This window comes from Streptomyces sp. NPDC031474 (genome assembly GCF_055581185.1).
On the sequence record NZ_JBVIJX010000009.1, the window covers coordinates 119,179 to 135,949 of the forward strand.

General features: G+C 70.6%; 18 protein-coding genes. 10 read left to right on the forward strand and 8 right to left on the reverse strand.

All coding sequences use genetic code 11. The features are described 5' to 3' along the window. Positions 1-152 precede the first annotated feature (152 nt). Positions 153-506 (forward strand): hypothetical protein, encoded by a 354-nt coding sequence (locus tag ACZ5SK_RS19900; RefSeq protein WP_334579527.1) that lies wholly within the window; start codon positions 153-155, stop codon positions 504-506. A gap of 24 nt (positions 507-530) precedes the next feature. Here ACZ5SK_RS19900 and madM read toward each other — a convergent pair whose 3' ends face one another. The 4 genes from madM to ACZ5SK_RS19920 all read right to left on the reverse strand — a co-directional run bounded on the left by madM (position 531) and on the right by ACZ5SK_RS19920 (position 4,782). Then, positions 531-1,295 carry a malonate transporter subunit MadM gene (madM, locus tag ACZ5SK_RS19905; protein WP_334579528.1) on the reverse strand — a complete coding sequence of 255 codons (765 nt, stop codon included), beginning with the start codon at positions 1,293-1,295 and terminating at the stop codon, positions 531-533. A gap of 1 nt (position 1,296) precedes the next feature. Next, positions 1,297-1,740 carry a malonate transporter subunit MadL gene (gene madL / locus ACZ5SK_RS19910; RefSeq protein ID WP_334579529.1) on the reverse strand — a complete coding sequence of 148 codons (444 nt, stop codon included), beginning with the start codon at positions 1,738-1,740 and terminating at the stop codon, positions 1,297-1,299. A 103-nt stretch (positions 1,741-1,843) separates the two neighbouring features. Beyond that, positions 1,844-3,379: an AMP-binding protein gene (locus ACZ5SK_RS19915; RefSeq protein WP_334579530.1), complete on the reverse strand. Its 1,536-nt coding sequence runs from the start codon at positions 3,377-3,379 to the stop codon at positions 1,844-1,846. Then, on the reverse strand, positions 3,376-4,782 hold the full coding sequence (locus ACZ5SK_RS19920; protein WP_334579531.1) for a malonyl-CoA decarboxylase domain-containing protein: 1,407 nt from the start codon (positions 4,780-4,782) through the stop codon (positions 3,376-3,378). Before ACZ5SK_RS19920 ends, ACZ5SK_RS19915 begins: the two co-directional genes overlap by 4 nt. A 148-nt stretch (positions 4,783-4,930) precedes the next feature. On the opposite strand from ACZ5SK_RS19920, the gene ACZ5SK_RS19925 reads away from it, so the two are divergent. Beyond that, positions 4,931-5,581: a GntR family transcriptional regulator gene (locus tag ACZ5SK_RS19925; protein ID WP_334579532.1), complete on the forward strand. Its 651-nt coding sequence runs from the start codon at positions 4,931-4,933 to the stop codon at positions 5,579-5,581. 27 nt (positions 5,582-5,608) lie between these two features. Here ACZ5SK_RS19925 and ACZ5SK_RS19930 read toward each other — a convergent pair whose 3' ends face one another. The 4 genes from ACZ5SK_RS19930 to clpS form a co-directional block, all read right to left on the reverse strand. Further along, the gene (locus tag ACZ5SK_RS19930; protein WP_334579533.1) at positions 5,609-6,031 is read right to left on the reverse strand and encodes a M67 family metallopeptidase; all 423 of its coding nucleotides are present in this window, start codon (positions 6,029-6,031) and stop codon (positions 5,609-5,611) included. 171 nt (positions 6,032-6,202) lie between these two features. Beyond that, positions 6,203-7,654 (reverse strand): amino acid permease, encoded by a 1,452-nt coding sequence (locus ACZ5SK_RS19935; RefSeq protein WP_334579534.1) that lies wholly within the window; start codon positions 7,652-7,654, stop codon positions 6,203-6,205. Between the two features lie 337 nt (positions 7,655-7,991). Further along, positions 7,992-8,600 (reverse strand): DUF2017 domain-containing protein, encoded by a 609-nt coding sequence (locus tag ACZ5SK_RS19940; protein WP_334579535.1) that lies wholly within the window; start codon positions 8,598-8,600, stop codon positions 7,992-7,994. Positions 8,601-8,611: 11 nt separating this feature from the next. Further along, positions 8,612-8,929, reverse strand: coding sequence for an ATP-dependent Clp protease adapter ClpS (gene clpS, locus ACZ5SK_RS19945; RefSeq protein ID WP_334581322.1), 318 nt, complete (start codon positions 8,927-8,929; stop codon positions 8,612-8,614). Between the two features lie 58 nt (positions 8,930-8,987). Here clpS and ACZ5SK_RS19950 point away from each other — a divergent pair, with 58 nt between their 5' ends. The 8 genes from ACZ5SK_RS19950 (at position 8,988) to ACZ5SK_RS19985 (ending at position 16,758) form a co-directional block, all read left to right on the forward strand. Beyond that, positions 8,988-10,343 carry a nicotinate phosphoribosyltransferase gene (locus ACZ5SK_RS19950; RefSeq protein ID WP_334579536.1) on the forward strand — a complete coding sequence of 452 codons (1,356 nt, stop codon included), beginning with the start codon at positions 8,988-8,990 and terminating at the stop codon, positions 10,341-10,343. Positions 10,344-10,442: 99 nt separating this feature from the next. Continuing rightward, positions 10,443-11,027 (forward strand): isochorismatase family protein, encoded by a 585-nt coding sequence (locus tag ACZ5SK_RS19955; protein ID WP_079661961.1) that lies wholly within the window; start codon positions 10,443-10,445, stop codon positions 11,025-11,027. A 114-nt stretch (positions 11,028-11,141) separates the two neighbouring features. Continuing rightward, on the forward strand, positions 11,142-12,233 hold the full coding sequence (locus tag ACZ5SK_RS19960) for a LacI family DNA-binding transcriptional regulator (RefSeq protein WP_361700996.1): 1,092 nt from the start codon (positions 11,142-11,144) through the stop codon (positions 12,231-12,233). A gap of 106 nt (positions 12,234-12,339) precedes the next feature. Beyond that, positions 12,340-12,435 (forward strand): putative leader peptide, encoded by a 96-nt coding sequence (locus ACZ5SK_RS19965; protein WP_020132206.1) that lies wholly within the window; start codon positions 12,340-12,342, stop codon positions 12,433-12,435. A 99-nt stretch (positions 12,436-12,534) separates the two neighbouring features. After that, positions 12,535-12,813, forward strand: coding sequence for a MoaD/ThiS family protein (locus ACZ5SK_RS19970; protein WP_079661963.1), 279 nt, complete (start codon positions 12,535-12,537; stop codon positions 12,811-12,813). Between the two features lie 15 nt (positions 12,814-12,828). Beyond that, a complete protein-coding gene (locus tag ACZ5SK_RS19975) occupies positions 12,829-13,779 on the forward strand; it encodes a PLP-dependent cysteine synthase family protein (RefSeq protein ID WP_457495081.1) in 951 nt (316 codons plus the stop codon). A 276-nt stretch (positions 13,780-14,055) separates the two neighbouring features. Next, positions 14,056-16,128, forward strand: a complete 2,073-nt coding sequence (locus ACZ5SK_RS19980; RefSeq protein ID WP_334579539.1) for a putative Ig domain-containing protein — start codon at positions 14,056-14,058, stop codon at positions 16,126-16,128. A 135-nt stretch (positions 16,129-16,263) separates the two neighbouring features. Then, positions 16,264-16,758 carry a hypothetical protein gene (locus ACZ5SK_RS19985; protein WP_361700988.1) on the forward strand — a complete coding sequence of 165 codons (495 nt, stop codon included), beginning with the start codon at positions 16,264-16,266 and terminating at the stop codon, positions 16,756-16,758. Positions 16,759-16,771: the final 13 nt, after the last annotated feature.

Genomic DNA, 16,771 nt, shown 5'->3' on the forward strand with positions numbered 1-16,771 from the left:
GTTTTCGCAGGTCAGACATGTATCGGCGGTGACCCCCTGGCGGGTTGCCGCCGATCGTGTTTAGGTGCCTCCTGTGCTTCGCTTATTGACACCGACACGGACGCCGGCGCTGACGCCGACCTCGATACCGACTCGCACGGGGGTGTGACCGCATGGCCGCAGGAGGCTTCTGCAAGCTGCCCGACGGCATGGTGGTGGTGGCGCTGAACCTGCCCCGCCCCGCCGCCCGGGAGGGCCTCCCGGGCCCCTCCACGGACGTCCGCGTCCTCGTCCACGCCCACAACCGCGCCAGAGCCCTGACCAGGCTCCGCAACCTGGGCCTGAGAGCCGTCTACCTCCGCGGCAACGCGGCCCCGCCCACCCCGGACGAGATCACGGCGGTCCTCCACCACCCCGACGGCCTCATCTGGCGCACGGCCCCCGACAACGGCGTCCCGGTCGGCGTCATCGCGGTCCCGGAACTGTGGCGCCCGATCCGGTCACTGCTGCGGAGGGCGGCGGCGTAGGCGCCCGCGCCCGGAGGCCGGCTGTCACCCGCCGACGATCGCACGCAGGGTCACATACAGCAGCGAGGGGCCGAGCAGGCAGCCCACGCCCGTGTAGAAGGTGGCCGTCATGGCTCCGTAGGGCACCAGGCGCTTGTCGGTGGCCGCGAGCCCGCCGGCCACGCCGGAGGTCGTGCCCAGCAGTCCGCCGAACGCCATGGCGGACTTCGGGTTGTTCAGGCCGATCAGCGGGGCGACGAGCGGTGTCCCCACCATGACCACCACGGATTTGACCAGCCCGGCCGCCACGGACAGCGCGATCACGTCCGAGCTCGCGCCCACCGCCGTACCCGTCACCGGCCCGACGATGTACGTGGCCGCGCCGGCGCCGATGGTCGCCAGCGACTTGGCGTCCGAGTAGCCGAAGCAGGCGGCGATGACGGCCCCGACCACGAACGACAGGACGACGCCCAGCAGGATCGACAGCCCCCCGGACAGCCCGGCTCGCTTGATCACCTTCAGGTCGACGCCGTAGGCGGTGGAGACGATCGCGAAGTCCCGCAGCATCGCGCCGCCCATCAGCGCGAGCCCGGAGAATGCGGTGACGTCCGCGAGGCCGTGCTGGCCGTCGGTCGCGGCGCCGCCCCAGTAGGCCAGGACCAGGCCGAGGAGGATGGCGATGGCCGAGCCCTGAAGCCGGCCGCGGGTCAGCTTCGCCGACAGCCACCCGCCGACCAGCATCAGCGCCCCGACCAGCGCGAAGGCCACGAGCAGACCGTTGTCCTCGAGAACGGCTTCGAACCGGTCCATGTCAGGCCTCCTGCTTCTCGTCCGCGGCCGGCGTCACCGGCGGCTCCAGTGGTTCCAGCGGTTCGCCCGGTTCGCCGATCCGCGCCAGCGCGGGCACCAGGGCGAACCCCACGGCGACCGCGGCGAGGCCCGCCAGGATCGCCATGGGGCCGCCGGTGACGGCCTTGACCACGTTCTGCGCGGCGGCCATGCCCACGACGATCGGGATGTACATCGCGCTCCAGAAGAGCACGCCCTGTTCGGAGGCCTCGGGGAATTTGCCCCTCTTGCGGAGCTGATGGGTGACCGCGATCAGCAGGATCATGGCGAAGCCCACTCCGCCGACATTGGCGTCGACGCCGACGGCGGCGCCGATCAGTTCACCGACGAGCGTGCCCGCGAGCATGCACACCGCCAGGGCCGCGACTCCATAGATGACCATCGTCTTCTCCACACTGAGAGACATTGGGGGGACAGTTGGGAAACAGGGGATGTGCGGGATGTGCAGGATGTAAGGGGCGAGCGGGATGTACGGGACGAGCAGGATGTACGGGACGAGCGGGGTGGGATCAGGCGTCGGCGCCGGCGTCCGTGCCGGTGAACAGGTCGCGGTAGCGCTCGCGCAGTTCGGCCTTCTGCACCTTGCCCATGACGTTGCGCGGCAGCTCCGCGACGACGCGCACGGCACGCGGGTGCTTGAACCGGGCGAGGTCGCCGGTGATGAAGTCCAGCAGCTCACGGTCCTGGGGCCGCTCTCCCGGCGCCGGGACGACGACGGCCACCACCGTCTCCCCGAAGTCGGGGTGGGGGACCCCGATCACCGCGGACTCCAGCACCTTGGGGTGGGCGTCGAGCAGCTCCTCGATCTCCTTGGGGTAGATGTTGTAGCCGCCGGAGATCACCAGGTCCTTGCCCCGGCCGACGATGCACAGATAGCCGTCCTCGTCGATGCGGCCCAGGTCGCCGGTGATGAACCAGCCGTCCGCACGGAACTCGGCAGCGGTCTTCTCGGGCATCTGCCAGTAGCCGGTGAACACGTTGGGGCCGCGGACCTCGATGCTGCCCACCTCGCCGTCGGCCAGGGCCCGTCCGGTCTCACGGTCCGCCACCCGGATCTCGGTGCCGGGGAGCGGCTTGCCGACGGTGCCGGGCTTGCGCGGCCCGCCGTCGTAGGGGTTGGTGGTGTTCATGCCGGTCTCGGTCATCCCGTACCGCTCCAGGATGGCGTGGCCGGTGCGGGCCTCGAAGGCTTCGTGGTCGCTCGCGAGCAGCGGGGCGGAGCCGGAGACGAACAGCCTCATCGAGGCGCAGGCCCGCGGGGTGAGCCGGTCGTCCTTCAGCAGCCGGGTGTAGAAGGTGGGCACGCCCATGAGCACCGAGGCCCGGGGCAGCAGGTCGATGACCGTCCCGGCGTCGAACTTCGGCAGGTAGTACAGGGAGGCGCCGGCCGTGAGGGTCATGTTCACGGCGACGAACAACCCGTGGATGTGGAAGATCGGCAGGGCGTGGATCAGCCGGTCCTCGGCGGTGAACCGCCAGGCCTCCAGCAGCGCACGGCAGTTGGAGGCGAGGTTGCCGTGGGAGAGCACCGCGCCCTTGGAGCGCCCGGTGGTGCCGGACGTGTAGAGGATCGCCGCCGGGTCGTCGGCCGAGGCGTCGAAGATGTCCTCGTGGCGGCCGTCGCCGTCGAGGAGCGTGCCGTCGCCGGACGTGCCGAGGGTCTCGACGACGAGCCCGTCTGCGGCGCGGTGCGCGTGGTCGGCCCGGTGCTCCGGAGAGCAGACGAGGACGCGGGGCCGGGCGTCCTTGAGGAAGTAGTCCATCTCCGCGCCGGTGTACGCGGTGTTGAGGGGCAGGAAGACACCGCCGATCTGCAGCGTCGCCAGGTACAGCGCGACGGCCTCCGGTGACTTCTCCACCTGCATGGCGACCCGGTCACCGGCGGTGACGCCGTCGGCGACGAGACGGGCGGCGATCCGTTGCACGGTCCGCGCGGTCTCGCGGTAGGTGACGCCCCGCCCGTCGGGCAGCTCGAAGAGCGCCTTGTCCGGCTGTCGCTCCGCCTGCTCCGCGAACGACCGGAGAATGGTCGGGAAGGGTGTCATCGGTGCTGTTCCTCTCTGGTGCTGCACGGCGTCGTCCTGGGCGGCGTCGTCCTGCGCGGGCTCGTTCTCGGGGAGGTCGGGGAGGTCGGGGAGGCCGGGAAGGTCGCGAGGTCGGGGAGGATGCCCCGCAGGGGCCCGTCGACGGCCACGGTGCGGCGGCGGACGAAGTCCTCGTGCCGGCGCTCCAGCCGGTCCGGCTCGTAGCGGTAGTTGATCATCGCGCCGTAGGACTGCTCCCAGGCCTGCGGCGAGGTGTTCGCCGGCCAGTTCAGCTGCCAGGCCGCTGCCCCGTTGCCCAGGTGGAAGCGGGCGACCGGGTCGAGCGGGCGTCCGTCGTCGTGCCGTTCGACCGCGATGTACCGGGCCAGGACGGGGAGGAGCCGGGACCGTATCCGCTCGGCGTCCGCCGCCGCGAGGTTCGCCGGTTCCGCCACGGCGTCCAGTTCTGCGGCGAGCAGCCGCAGCTCGGCGTCCCGCTCCGCCTGCCCGGTGAGCCAGCGCCGGAATCCGGGGATGGGCGAGAGCGTGGCGAACTGCGTCAGGTGCGGCAGCTGCTCCCCCACATGCTCGATGACCTGTTTGATGAGGAAACTGCCGAAGGACACTCCGGCCAGTCCGTCCAGGGCGTTGTTGATCGAGTAGAGCGCGGCGGTGTCCGCCTGCGCCGGGCTGAGCGCGGGGCCGGGCTCCAGCAGCGGGGCGATGTCGTCGGGCAGCCCGCGCACCAGGGCGACCTCCACGAAGATCAGCGGCACTTTTCCGGTGGCCGGGTGGAAGAAGGCGTAGACCCGGCGGTCCTCGGGCTCCAGACGGCGCCGGAGCTCGTCCGTGCCCGCCATCGGGTGCACCTTCTCGCCCTCCAGCAGGTGCCGGCGCAGCTCCGCCGACGCCTCCCAGGTGACCTCCGACATGCGCAGGAAGCCGCGGTTGAACCAGGAGGTGAGCAGGTGGTGGAAGTCGTGGTCGAGGGGCCGTAGCTCCGGGTGCCGGCGGGTCAGCCGGCGCAGATCCGCGCGCATGCCGACCAGGGCGAGCGTGGCGTCCGGCGCGTGGTTCATCCGGCGGAGCAGTTGCTGACGGGCCGGCTCGACCACGTCGAAGAGACGTACCAGCTCCTCCTCGCCCTGGAACCCGCGGTCCCTGACCGCCTCCCAGCGGTGGAAGGCCGCGCGGACCTGATCGGCGTCCACGTCGTAGGTCTTGGTGACGTGGGTGAAGAAGGCGTGCTTGGCGGTGTCGTCGAGCTCCGCGTAGGAGGTGAGGGCGCGGGCCGCGACCGCGCGCATCGAGGCTTCGCCCACGTCGCTCATCAGGACCTCGCAGGCCGCGAGGAGCCGGTCCAGGGGGTCGTGCCGGGGTTGCAGGTCGCTCAGCAGCCAGCTGTCGCGCGATTCCTCTTCCATGTCCGGTCGCCCGCTCCTCTCGCCCCCGCGTCGTATGCATCACAGGTCGCGATGTATATAACAGCTGCACCGTAGAGTACGGAGGCGAGGTGCACCAGCCCCTGGACACTCGGAGGTGGGCATGGCCCGGATCCCGGAATCCCAGCGCGTGAGAGAAGCGCTCGAGAACGCCGTCGTGGAAGGGCTCTACCGCCCCGGAGAACGACTGGACCCGGCGCAGCTGGAGAGGGAGTTCGGCTGCTCCCGCACACCGGTCCGAGAGGCCCTCCAGGCGCTGGAGCGCTCCGGACTCGTGCGGATCCGCGCCAAACAGGGCACCTACGTCACCGAGTTGAGCGTCTCCGAGCTGGCCGAACGCTTCGAGGTCATGGCCGAGCTCGAAGGGATGGCGGCACGGCTGTCCGCCCGCCGCATCGACCAGGAGTCGCTTCACCAGCTCGAACACGCCCTGGGGGAATGCGAGAGACACGCGCTGGCGGGTGACGCCGACGGCTACTACTACGCCAACGCCGGCTTTCACGGCGTCGTCTACGACGCCTGCGGCAACGAATACCTGCGGCAACAGGTCCATGAGCTCAAGCGGGCCCTACAGCCCTACCGGCGGCTGCAACTGCGCGTACCGGACCGTATGCGGCGTTCCCTGGCCGAGCACAGGGAGATCGCCGACGCCATCGCGCGCGGCGACGCCGAGGTCGCGGAGGGCGCCGCTCGCGATCACGTGCTCGTCCAGGTCAAGGAGTTCAGTCAGCTCGTACGGACCTGGAGACATGTGACCCGGCCGGCGCACAGCGCCGGGTGAGACACGTCCCGAGCCCGGCAACGCGACTCAGTACGCCTCCACCACCTTCACGTCCTCCTCCGTGACCACGCCGTCCACGATGCGGAACGAGCGGAACTGGAAGTCGCCGAGCGAGTCGGTGTCGGCCGTGGAGACCAGGACGTAGTGGGCGCCGGGCTCGTTGGCGTAGGAGATGTCCGTGCGGGAGGGGTAGGCCTCGGTCGCGGTGTGGGAGTGGTAGACGATCACCGGCTCCTCGTCGCGGTCGTCCATCTCGCGGTACAGCTTGAGCAGGTCGCCCGAGTCGAACTCGTAGAACGTGGGGGACATGGCCGCGTTCAGCATCGGGATGAAGCGCTCGGGGCGGTCCGAGCCGGCCGGGCCCGCGACGACGCCGCACGCCTCGTCGGGGTGGTCCTTGCGCGCGTGCGCGACGATCTGGTCGACGAGGGTCTGGGTGATGGTCAGCATGCCCGTCAGGATAAGCAAGCGGGCTGCTCCATACCGAGGGACGGTACGGAGCAGCCCACATGACGGACACGCCCTAAGGGACGCGGGGCCCTGACATGTGCGGCTCCGCCGCGTGGGCGCGACCTGCCACGACGAGTCCGCGGGCGGGCGACAGCCTTCCTCCCGCGGCGCTCAGCCGACCTTCTCCAGCTCCGGCTCGCGGCGATCCGCGATCTCCGGGTTGCGCCACTTCAGCACGGCCCAGCCGCAGGCCAGCGCGGCGGCCCAGCCCGCCATCACGTACAGACAGACGCGGGAGTCGGCGTCGTACGCGATCAGGCCGGTGACGAAGAGCAGGAACACGATGGCCACCCAGCTGAACGCCGAGCCGCCGGGCGCGGGGAAGCTGGACGCGGGCAGCCGGCCCGCGACGACCGCGCGGCGGTACAGGACGTGGCTGATCAGGATCATCAGCCAGGTCCAGATGCCGGCCGCGGTGGCGACGGAGGTGACGTAGCCGAAGGCCTTCTCGGGGACGACGTAGTTCAGGACGACGCCGATGCCCATGAAGAGGACGGAGACCGTGATGCCGAAGGCGGGCGTCTTGGTCGACGACAGCTTCTTGAAGACCGCCGGGGCCTCGCCGCTCTCGGCCAGGTTCCGCAGCATGCGGCCCGTGGAGTACATGCCGGAGTTGCAGGAGGACAGCGCCGCGGTGAGCACGACGAAGTTGACGATGCCCGCGCCCGCCGGGATGCCGATCATCGCGAACGCCTTCACGAAGGGACTGACGCCCTCCGCGAACTCGGTCCACTTCACCACGCAGAGGATGACGGTGAGCGCGCCGACGTAGAACAGCGCGATGCGCCACGGCAGCGTGTTGATGGCCTTGGGGAGCGTCTTCTCCGGGTTCTGCGACTCGCCCGCCGTCACGCCGACCAGCTCGACCGCGAGGTAGGCGAACATGACGCCCTGCAAGGTCATCAGGGAGGAGCCGACACCCTTGGGGAAGAAGCCGTCGAACTCCCACAGGTTGGAGACGGCGGCGGTGTCACCGGCGTTGCTGAAGCCGAAGGTCAGCACGCCGAGGCCGATCACGATCATGCCGATCAGGGCCGTGACCTTGACCATCGAGAACCAGAACTCCAGCTCCCCGAAGACCTTCACCGAGATCAGGTTGACCCCGAAGAGGATCACCAGGAACACCAGCGCCGTCACCCACTGGTGGACGGACGGGAACCAGTAGTTGACGTAGATCGCGGCGGCCGTCAGCTCGGCCATGCCGGTGACGACCCACATCAGCCAGTACGTCCAGCCGGTGAAGTAGCCGAAGAACGGGCCCAGGAACTCGCGGGAGTACTCCGCGAACGAGCCCGAGACCGGGCGGTACAGCAGCAGCTCGCCGAGCGCCCGCATGATGAAGAAGACGATCGCGCCCGCGAGGGCGTACATCAGGATGAGGCTGGGACCGGCCTTGGCGATGTTCGCGCCGGCGCCCAGGAAGAGACCGACGCCGATGGCGCCGCCGATCGCGATCATCTGGACCTGGCGGCTGCCGAGTCCGCGCTCGTACCCCTCTTCAGAGGTTTTCTCCGTGGCGTCCTTGTCGGCCTTGTCGTCCTTGTCGACCTGAGCGGAGGTCATGTGTCTGTGCGCCTTTCTCCGAATCCCCCCGTGTACTGGAGCTGCCCGGCCGACGGTCCGCCGGCCATACGGCGCACCCGGCGGGACATGGGTGGCGTCCGCCGGGCGATCGTGAAGATTTATCACGCCCGCAACGCTGATCACCGGCAGGACGTGTGGCGCACACCACAGGAAGAAGCGGACAAAACGCATCCCCGGACGGCATAACCGGCCGGGGAGGTAACGTGATCGTTATCCGGATTTGAGCGTCCGCTGAGCGAACGCGAGTGTGGACGAACCAGGACAAGTCCTACGACAGTCAAGCCCTACGGCAGTCAAGTCCTACGACAGCCAAGTCCTACGGCATAAGGGTCGTCACGAGCGTCTCCTGGAGCCCGCCCAGCCACAGGTACGCCATCACCATCGGCTTGCGCGGATCCTCGTCCGGCAGCCGGTAGAGGAGGTCGGTGTCGTCCTCGTCGGTGATCTCCAGCCGGGAGCCGATCGCGAGCCGCAGGTCGTTCAGCGCGCGCAGCCACTGCTGGGACTCCTGCGGGGTCAGCTTCAGCACCGCCCCGCCCTCGCCGGCGGCCTCGGCGGCCAGCGTGTCCAGCGAGCGCACCACCGCGAGGGCGTTCTCGCGCTTGCCCGCCCTGAGGTCGTTCTCGGTGTAGCGGCGGAACTCGGCGGAGTGCGCCTGCTGCTCGTCCGCCTGCTGCGGCCCCGGGGTGCCCTCCGGGTCGGTGTAGGCGTCCGGGAAGAGCCGGCGCAGCACCGGGTCGGCGGGGGGCTCGCTCGGCCCCTCGGCGAAGAGCTCGGCGAGCGGGTCGTCGGGGGCGTCCTCGGCGGGGCCGGGGCCGATCAGCTCCAGGAGCTGCACGGCCAGCGACCGGATGATGGAGATCTCGACGTCGTCGAGTGCGACGGCCGCGCCGCCGCCGGGGAGCGGTTCGAAGTGTCCAGGCATATGAGGGGAGGCTACTTCCGGTCCTGCTGGAGGGTGGCCCACAGGCCGTAGCCGTGCATGGCCTGCACGTCGCGTTCCATCTCTTCGCGAGAGCCGCTGGAGACGACCGCCCGGCCCTTGTGGTGGACGTCGAGCATGAGCTTGGTGGCCTTGTCCTTGGAGTAGCCGAAGTACGACTGGAAGACGTACGTCACATAGCTCATGAGGTTGACCGGGTCGTTGTGGACGATCGTGACCCAGGGGACGTCCGGCTCGGGTACGGCGAAGACCTCCTCCGCCGATTCGGTGCGTTCGATCTCAAGGGGAGCGGGTGACGTCACAAGGCCCATGCTGCCACGCATCCGGGAAATCGTCACACCGACGAAAAGGGGTGTAGCATCTGTTGCCATGAACACAGCGGACCTTGGGCTGCCGGTGGACGTCCCCTCTACGGCGCTCTTCACTGACCAGTACGAGCTGACGATGCTGCAGGCCGCCCTGAAAGCGGGCACGGCCGAACGGCGCAGCGTGTTCGAGGTCTTCACCCGGCGACTGCCGGAAGGCCGGCGCTACGGCGTCGTCGCGGGCACCGGGCGGGTCCTGGACGCCGTCGAGAACTTCCGCTTCGACGCCGACGTCCTCGGCTTCCTGCGCGAACGCGGCATCGTCGACGCGGAGACCCTGGACTGGCTCGCCGGATACCGCTTTTCGGGTGACATCTGGGGCTACCCCGAGGGCGAGGTGTACTTCCCGGGCTCGCCGATCATGCGGGTCGAGGGCTCCTTCGCCGAGTGCGTGCTCCTGGAGACCGTGGTCCTCTCCATCCTCAACCACGACTCCGCGATCGCGGCCGCCGCCTCCCGTATGTCCTCCGCCGCGGGCGGGCGCCCCCTGATCGAGATGGGCGCCCGCCGCACCCATGAACTGGCCGCGGTCGCCGCCTCCCGCGCCGCCTACGTCGGCGGCTTCGCCACCACCTCCGACCTCGCCGCCGGCTTCCGCTACGGCATCCCCACCGTCGGCACCAGCGCCCACGCCTTCACCCTGCTCCACGACCACGAGCGGGACGCCTTCCAGGCCCAGGTGAACTCCCTCGGCCGGGGCACCACCCTCCTCGTGGACACCTACGACGTCGCCGAGGCCGTCCGCGTGGCGGTCGAGGTGGCGGGACCCGAGCTCGGCGCGGTCCGCATCGACTCCGGCGACCTGCTCCTCGTCGCCCACAGGGTCCGCCAGCAGCTCGACGAGCTCGGCGCGCGCGACACCCGCATCATCGTCACCTCCGACCTCGACGAGTACGCCATCGCCTCCCTCGCCGCGGCCCCCGTGGACGCCTACGGCGTCGGCACCCAGCTCGTCACCGGCTCCGGGCACCCCACCTGCTCCATGGTCTACAAGCTGGTCGCCCGCGCCGAGTCCGCCGACCCCAGGGCCCCCCTGCTGCCGGTCGCGAAGAAGTCGTCCGGCGGCAAGACCTCCATCGGCGGCCGCAAGTGGGCGGCCCGCCGGCCCGACGCGTACGGCGTCGCCGAGGCCGAGGTCGTCGGCACCGGCGACGTCCCCGCCGAACTGGCCGACCACCAACTGCTCGTCGAGCTGGTCAAGGGCGGCCAGGTCGTCGCCCGCGAGCCCCTGGACGTCGTCCGCGACCGCCACACGGCGGCCCTCGGCCGCCTCCCGCTCTCCGCCACCCAGCTGTCCCGCGGCGAACCCGTCATTCCCACGGAGTATGTACAGGACCACCCGGGTAACTCGGGTAACTAGGACGCGTGCCCGGCGCACACACCGGGCGACGCCCCCTCCCGCACGACCGCCAAAGTCTCTAGGCTCAATTACTTCAACCTCAGTCGAAGGACACCGCCCATGCGCCGCGCCTTGATCGTCGTAGACGTGCAGAACGACTTCTGCGAAGGGGGCAGTCTCGCGGTGGCCGGCGGCGCCGACGTGGCCGCCGCGATCACCGAGTTGATCGGGCAGGCCCCCGCCGGATACCGGCACGTCGTGGCCACCCGCGACCACCACATCGCCCCCGGCGGCCACTTCGCGGACAACCCCGACTACGTCCACTCCTGGCCCGCGCACTGCGTGGCCGGCACCGAGGGCGTCGGCTTCCACCCCAACTTCGCCCCGGCCGTCGCCTCCGGCGCCATCGACGCCGTCTTCAGCAAGGGCGCCTACGCGGCCGCCTACAGCGGCTTCGAGGGCGCCGACGAGAACGGCGTCAAGCTGGGCGACTGGCTGCGCGCCCGCCAGGTCGACGAGGTGGACGTCGTCGGCATCGCCACCGACCACTGCGTACGCGCCACGGCCCTGGACGCGGCCCGCGAGGGCTTCCGCACCCAGGTCCTGCTGGACCTCACCGCGGGCGTGGCCAAGGAGACCACCGACCGCGCCCTGGAGGAACTGCGCGAGGCCGGCGTCGACCTCTCCGGGAAGCCGGTCGTCTAGGCGTATTGATCACGAGCGGGGGCGGTGTCCCTCCCTCGATTACTGACCTGCCCCGACCGACGGCCCGCGTTACCGTTTCCGCAAGGTGTGCCCGCACGACTCGCCCCCACGGAGATGGTGTTGACGCAACGCTCGCATGTACGGCGCCCCACGCTCGAGGACGTCGCCCGGCAGTCGGGAGTGTCGAAGTCGACCGTGTCCCGGGTGGTCAACGGGGAGGCCCGGGTGAGCGCGGAGGTCGTCGACCGGGTCCGTCGGGTCGTCTCCGAGCTCGGCTATGTCCCCAACCAGGGCGCCCGCCAGCTCGTCACCCACCGCACCGGCGCGGTCGCGGTCGTCGCCGCCCAGCCCGCCGACCGGCTCTTCCTCGACCCGTTCTTCGACTGCCTGCTGCGCGGCATCCGCCGCGAACTCGCCCGGCACGGCGCCCAGGCCGTTCTGCTGTTCCTCGACGAACCCGACGACTACGCGCGCGTGGCCGACTATCTGGGCGGCGGCCATGTCGACGGCGCGCTGCTGTTCTCCCTGCTCCCCGGCGACCGCCTGCCGGAGATGATCGACCGCCTCGGCCTGCCCGCCGTCTTCGGCGGCCGCCCCCTCCTGCGCGACGGCGACACCGTGCACGGCCACGCCTACGTCGACGGCGACAACCGCGGCGGCGCCCGGCAGGCCGTCCAGCATCTGGTCTCGCTCGGACGGCAGCGCATCGCCACCGTCGCCGGCCCCTACGACCAGGAGAACTCCGCCGCCGACCGCCTCGCCGGCTACCGGGACGTTCTGCCGGGCGCCCCGGCCGAACTCGTCGAGAGGGCCGACTACACCCGGCAGGGCGGCGCCGCCGCCATGGCCGCGCTGCTGGACCGCCGCCCCGACCTGGACGCCGTGTTCGTCGCCTCCGACTTCATGGCCTCCGGCGCCCTTGAGACCCTGCGTGAGCGCGGCCGCAGAGTCCCGGACGACGTGGCCGTCGTCGGCTTCGACGACCTCGCCTCCATCGCCGAGACGACCGACCCGCCGCTGACCACCGTCCGCCAGGACGTGAAGGAGATGGGCCGGCTGATGGCACAGCTGCTGATGCGGGACAGGACGGCGAGCGGGATGGCGGGCGGGGTCGCGGGAGGGGCGGCGGAGGGAGCCGGGCACGTGGCGTCCGAGGTGTCCTCCGTTGTCGTCCCCACACAACTGGTGCGACGGGCCTCCGCTTGATCCGTCACCTGGGCATCGGAGCCCCGGTCTCACTCCCCGGCCCGATTACGTCCACCATGTGGGATCACACTCCTGGGCGCGGACCGGGAATCGATACGATGAGCGCATGGTTTTGAACGACGTGAGCGAGAAGACGCCGGGCGCACTGCTCGTGGCGCGGCTGCACGTCGACCTGTGCAGGCTCGCCAGCGCCATCTGTTGACGCAGGCCCTGCCGCCGCACGGCCGTGAGCCGCGGCGCCCACATGCACGTTTTCCGCGCTGCCCGCACCGCACCTTCCTCCCGACAGGAGCCCTGAGCCATGGCCATCGAGGTCCGCATCCCGACCATCCTCCGCCAGTACACCGACGGTCAGAAGGCGGTGGAGGGCAGCGGTGACACCCTCGCCGACCTGTTCACCGACCTCGAGACCCGGCATGCGGGCATCCACGCCCGCATCGTGGACGACGGCAAGCTGCGCCGCTTCGTGAACGTGTACCTGAACGACGAGGACGTCCGCTTCGTCGACGGCATCGACACCAAGCTGACCGACGGCGACACCGTGACGATCCTGCCGGCCGTGGCCGGCGGCATGGCCTAGGCCGGCAGACCGGCCATGCGCTACGACTCCCCGCTGGCCGCGGTGGGCAACACCCCTCTGGTGCGCCTGCCGCGGCTCTCGCCGTCCGCCGACGTCCGCATCTGGGCCAAGCTGGAGGACCGCAACCCCACCGGCTCGGTGAAGGACCGCCCCGCCCTGCACATGGTCGAACAGGCGGAGAAGGACGGCCGCCTCACCCCCGGCTGCACCATCCTGGAGCCGACCTCGGGCAACACCGGCATCTCGCTGGCCATGGCGGCCAAGCTCAAGGGCTACCGCATGGTCTGCGTGATGCCCGAGAACACCTCGCAGGAACGCCGGGACCTGCTCGGCATGTGGGGCGCCGAGATCATCCCCTCCCCGGCCGCGGGCGGCTCCAACACCGCCGTCCGCGTCGCCAAGGAACTCGCCGCCGAGCACCCCGACTGGGTGATGCTCTACCAGTACGGCAACCCCGACAACGCCGGCGCCCACTACGCGACGACCGGCCCGGAGATCCTCGCCGACCTCCCCTCGATCACGCACTTCGTGGCCGGCCTCGGCACGACCGGCACCCTCATGGGCGTCGGCCGCTACCTCCGTGAGCACAAACCGGACGTGAAGATCGTCGCCGCCGAGCCGCGCTACGACGACCTGGTCTACGGCCTGCGCAACCTCGACGAGGGCTTCGTACCCGAGCTCTACGACGCCTCCGTCCTCACCACCCGCTTCTCGGTCGGCTCGGCGGACGCCGTGACCCGCACCCGGCAACTCCTCCAGCAGGAGGGCATCTTCGCGGGCGTGTCCACCGGCGCGGCCCTGCACGCCGCGATCGGCGTCGGCAACAAGGCGCTGAAGGCGGGGGAGAGCGCCGACATCGCGTTCGTCGTGGCGGACGGCGGCTGGAAGTACCTCTCGACGGGCGTCTACACGGCGGCCACCACCGAGGAAGCGATCGAGACCCTCCAGGGCCAGCTCTGGGCGTAGGGCGGGCATCGGCATAGAGCTCATCAACGGCGCGTCAGCCCCCTCCTACGAGGGGGCTAAACGCTGTCCATAGGGCGGCAAAGAACTCCCTTCGGCACTGCCGGTCGCCGCATCCGCGGGGCTACGTTCGGCGCGCACCCTGTCATGTCTCGCTCACTCGACGCACGGGGTGTCGACCATGTTCGCAATGTCATGCTCATGATCGCGCGGCTGCCGCCGCTACGCGCGTCACGGGCCTGCCCATCAGTTCGACCCCACCGATGGAGGCAGTACCCCATGCGTGAGTCACACCCGAGCAAGCGGAGACGGAGCCTGCGAAGACTCCTGACCGTCGCCGTGCCCGCCCTCACCCTCACCGTCGCAGGGCTCATGGCCGCACCCTCCGCAGGCGCCCAGCCCGCCCCGGCCACCGCACACCCCTCCCGCGTCACCCAGAACACGCAGGCCCTCACCGCCCCCGAGCGGCAGACCGTCCACCCCACCGGCAAGGCCGGACAGAAGGTCCCCACCACCCGCCTGTGCGCCACCGCCGCGCCCGGCCACGCGTCCTGCTTCGCCCAGCGCCGCACCGACATCAAGCAGAAGCTCGCCTCCGCGCTCGCCGCCGCCGCGCCCTCCGGTATCAGCCCCGCCAACCTGCACAGCGCCTACAACCTGCCCTCGACCGGCGGCTCAGGCCTGACCGTCGCCGTCGTCGACGCCTTCAACGACCCCAACGCCGCGGCCGACCTCGCCACCTACCGCTCGACGTACGGCCTCTCGGCCTGCACCAAGGCCAACGGCTGCTTCAAGCAGGTCAGCCAGACCGGCTCCACCACCTCGCTGCCCACCAACGACACCGGCTGGGCGGGTGAGGAGGCGCTCGACATCGACATGGTCAGCGCCGTCTGCCCGAACTGCAACATCGTCCTCGTGGAGGCCAGTTCGGCGACCGACTCCGACCTGGGCATCGCCGAGAACGAGGCCGTCGCGCTGGGCGCGAAGGTCGTCTCCAACAGCTGGGGCGGCGGCGAGTCCTCCTCCCAGACCAGCGAGGACACCCAGTACTTCAAGCACCCGGGCGTCGCCATCACCGTCTCCTCCGGCGACTCCGCCTACGGCGCCGAGTACCCCGCGACCTCCCAGTACGTGACGGCCGTCGGCGGCACCGCGCTCTCCACCTCCTCCAACTCCCGCGGCTGGACCGAGTCCGTGTGGAAGACGTCCAGCACCGAGGGCACCGGCTCCGGCTGCTCCGCGTACGACACCAAGCCGAGCTGGCAGACCGACACCGGCTGCTCCAAGCGCATGGAGGCCGACGTCTCCGCCGTCGCCGACCCGGCCACCGGCGTGGCGGTCTACGACACCTACGGCGGCTCCGGCTGGGCGGTCTACGGCGGCACCAGCGCCGCCGCGCCCATCATCGCGGGCGTCTACGCCCTCGCCGGAACCCCCGGTTCCAGCGACTACCCGGCGAAGTACCCCTACTCCCACACGAGCAGCCTGTACGACGTCACCAGCGGCAACAACGGCTCCTGCTCGACCTCGTACTTCTGCACCGCCGGCACCGGCTACGACGGCCCCACCGGCTGGGGCACCCCCAACGGCACCGCCGCCTTCACCTCCGGCACGTCCACCGGCAACACGGTGACCGTCACCAACCCCGGCAGCCGCTCCACCACCACCGGCAGCTCGGTCAGCCTGCAGATCAGCGCCAGTGACAGCGCGGGCGCGACCCTCACCTACAGTGCGTCCGGCCTGCCGACCGGCCTGTCGATCAGCAGCTCGACCGGACTGATCTCCGGTACGGCGAGCACGGCGGGCACGTACTCCGTCACCGTCACCGCCTCCGACAGCACCGGCGCGTCCGGCTCGGCCGCCTTCACCTGGACGGTGAGCACCTCCGGCGGCGGCACGTGCACCTCGGCGCAGCTCCTGGGCAACCCGGGCTTCGAGTCCGGCAACACCACCTGGACCGCGAGCTCGGGCGTCATCACCAACTCCAGCAGCGAGGCGGCGCACGCCGGCTCCTACAAGGCCTGGCTCGACGGCTACGGCTCCAGCCACACCGACACGCTGTCCCAGTCGGTGACCGTCCCGAGCGGCTGCAAGGCGACGTTCACCTTCTACCTGCACATCGACACCGCGGAGACCTCCACCAGCACCGCCTACGACAAGCTGACGGTCACCGCGGGCTCCACGACCCTGGCGACCTACTCCAACCTCAACGCGGCCACCGGCTACAGCCAGAAGTCCCTGGACCTGTCCTCGTACGCGGGCTCCACGGTCACGCTGAAGTTCACCGGCGCGGAGGACTCCTCGCAACAGACCAGCTTCGTCGTCGACGACACAGCGGTGACGACCGGCTGATCCTGCCTGTTCCTGCACCTGTTCCTGTTCCTGCGCGTGTGGGAGGGGAAGAAAGGGAGCCGGATGCTCGGGAGAAACGTCACACCTGAGTCCGGGCACCTCCCCCCTCCCACACAGCAGGAAGGCGGCGACCCCATGCGCCGTACGACGTTCCACCGCACGACCGCCGTCGCGGCCCTCACGGCGACGGCGTTCCTTCTCGCGGGCTGCGGCGCCGAGAACCACGACCGCACGGTCTCCACGGCCCCGACCACGACACCCCCGACCACGACGCCCCCGACCGCCGCCGACCAGGGCTGCACGGCGTCGAAGCCGACGCCCGCCCAGCTCACCGCCGCCGACGACGGCCGTAAGGTCTGTCTGCGGGTGGGCGGGCAACTGCGCCTCGACCTGGACGGCACAGAGACCCGACCGTGGACCGCCGTCCCCGCCGCCGGCGACGTCCTCAAGGCGACCAACGCGGGCATCGGCACCCCGCCGGGCGACGCCATCGCCGCCTACGACGCGGTGGCCGCCGGCACCGCCCGCCTCACCGCCACCCGCCCGTTGTGCGCCGAACCCACCGGCCAGGGTCAGGTGTCCTGCAAAGGCCTCAAGGAATGGAGCGTCACCGTGACCGTGAAGCGGTGACGAGCGGGCTCGG

Excerpts from the sequence above, each read along its gene's own strand:
- ACZ5SK_RS19900 (WP_334579527.1), top strand. The coding sequence starts at position 153 with ATGGCCGCAGGAGGCTTCTGCAAGCTGCCCGACGGCATGGTGGTGGTG.
- madM (WP_334579528.1), bottom strand. The coding sequence starts at position 1,295 with ATGGACCGGTTCGAAGCCGTTCTCGAGGACAACGGTCTGCTCGTGGCC.
- madL (WP_334579529.1), bottom strand. The coding sequence starts at position 1,740 with ATGTCTCTCAGTGTGGAGAAGACGATGGTCATCTATGGAGTCGCGGCC.
- ACZ5SK_RS19915 (WP_334579530.1), bottom strand. The coding sequence starts at position 3,379 with ATGACACCCTTCCCGACCATTCTCCGGTCGTTCGCGGAGCAGGCGGAG.
- ACZ5SK_RS19920 (WP_334579531.1), bottom strand. The coding sequence starts at position 4,782 with ATGGAAGAGGAATCGCGCGACAGCTGGCTGCTGAGCGACCTGCAACCC.
- ACZ5SK_RS19930 (WP_334579533.1), bottom strand. The coding sequence starts at position 6,031 with ATGCTGACCATCACCCAGACCCTCGTCGACCAGATCGTCGCGCACGCG.
- ACZ5SK_RS19935 (WP_334579534.1), bottom strand. The coding sequence starts at position 7,654 with ATGACCTCCGCTCAGGTCGACAAGGACGACAAGGCCGACAAGGACGCC.
- ACZ5SK_RS19940 (WP_334579535.1), bottom strand. The coding sequence starts at position 8,600 with ATGCCTGGACACTTCGAACCGCTCCCCGGCGGCGGCGCGGCCGTCGCA.
- clpS (WP_334581322.1), bottom strand. The coding sequence starts at position 8,929 with ATGGGCCTTGTGACGTCACCCGCTCCCCTTGAGATCGAACGCACCGAA.
- ACZ5SK_RS19950 (WP_334579536.1), top strand. The coding sequence starts at position 8,988 with ATGAACACAGCGGACCTTGGGCTGCCGGTGGACGTCCCCTCTACGGCG.
- ACZ5SK_RS19955 (WP_079661961.1), top strand. The coding sequence starts at position 10,443 with ATGCGCCGCGCCTTGATCGTCGTAGACGTGCAGAACGACTTCTGCGAA.
- ACZ5SK_RS19960 (WP_361700996.1), top strand. The coding sequence starts at position 11,142 with ATGGTGTTGACGCAACGCTCGCATGTACGGCGCCCCACGCTCGAGGAC.
- ACZ5SK_RS19965 (WP_020132206.1), top strand. The coding sequence starts at position 12,340 with ATGGTTTTGAACGACGTGAGCGAGAAGACGCCGGGCGCACTGCTCGTG.
- ACZ5SK_RS19970 (WP_079661963.1), top strand. The coding sequence starts at position 12,535 with ATGGCCATCGAGGTCCGCATCCCGACCATCCTCCGCCAGTACACCGAC.
- ACZ5SK_RS19975 (WP_457495081.1), top strand. The coding sequence starts at position 12,829 with ATGCGCTACGACTCCCCGCTGGCCGCGGTGGGCAACACCCCTCTGGTG.
- ACZ5SK_RS19980 (WP_334579539.1), top strand. The coding sequence starts at position 14,056 with ATGCGTGAGTCACACCCGAGCAAGCGGAGACGGAGCCTGCGAAGACTC.
- ACZ5SK_RS19985 (WP_361700988.1), top strand. The coding sequence starts at position 16,264 with ATGCGCCGTACGACGTTCCACCGCACGACCGCCGTCGCGGCCCTCACG.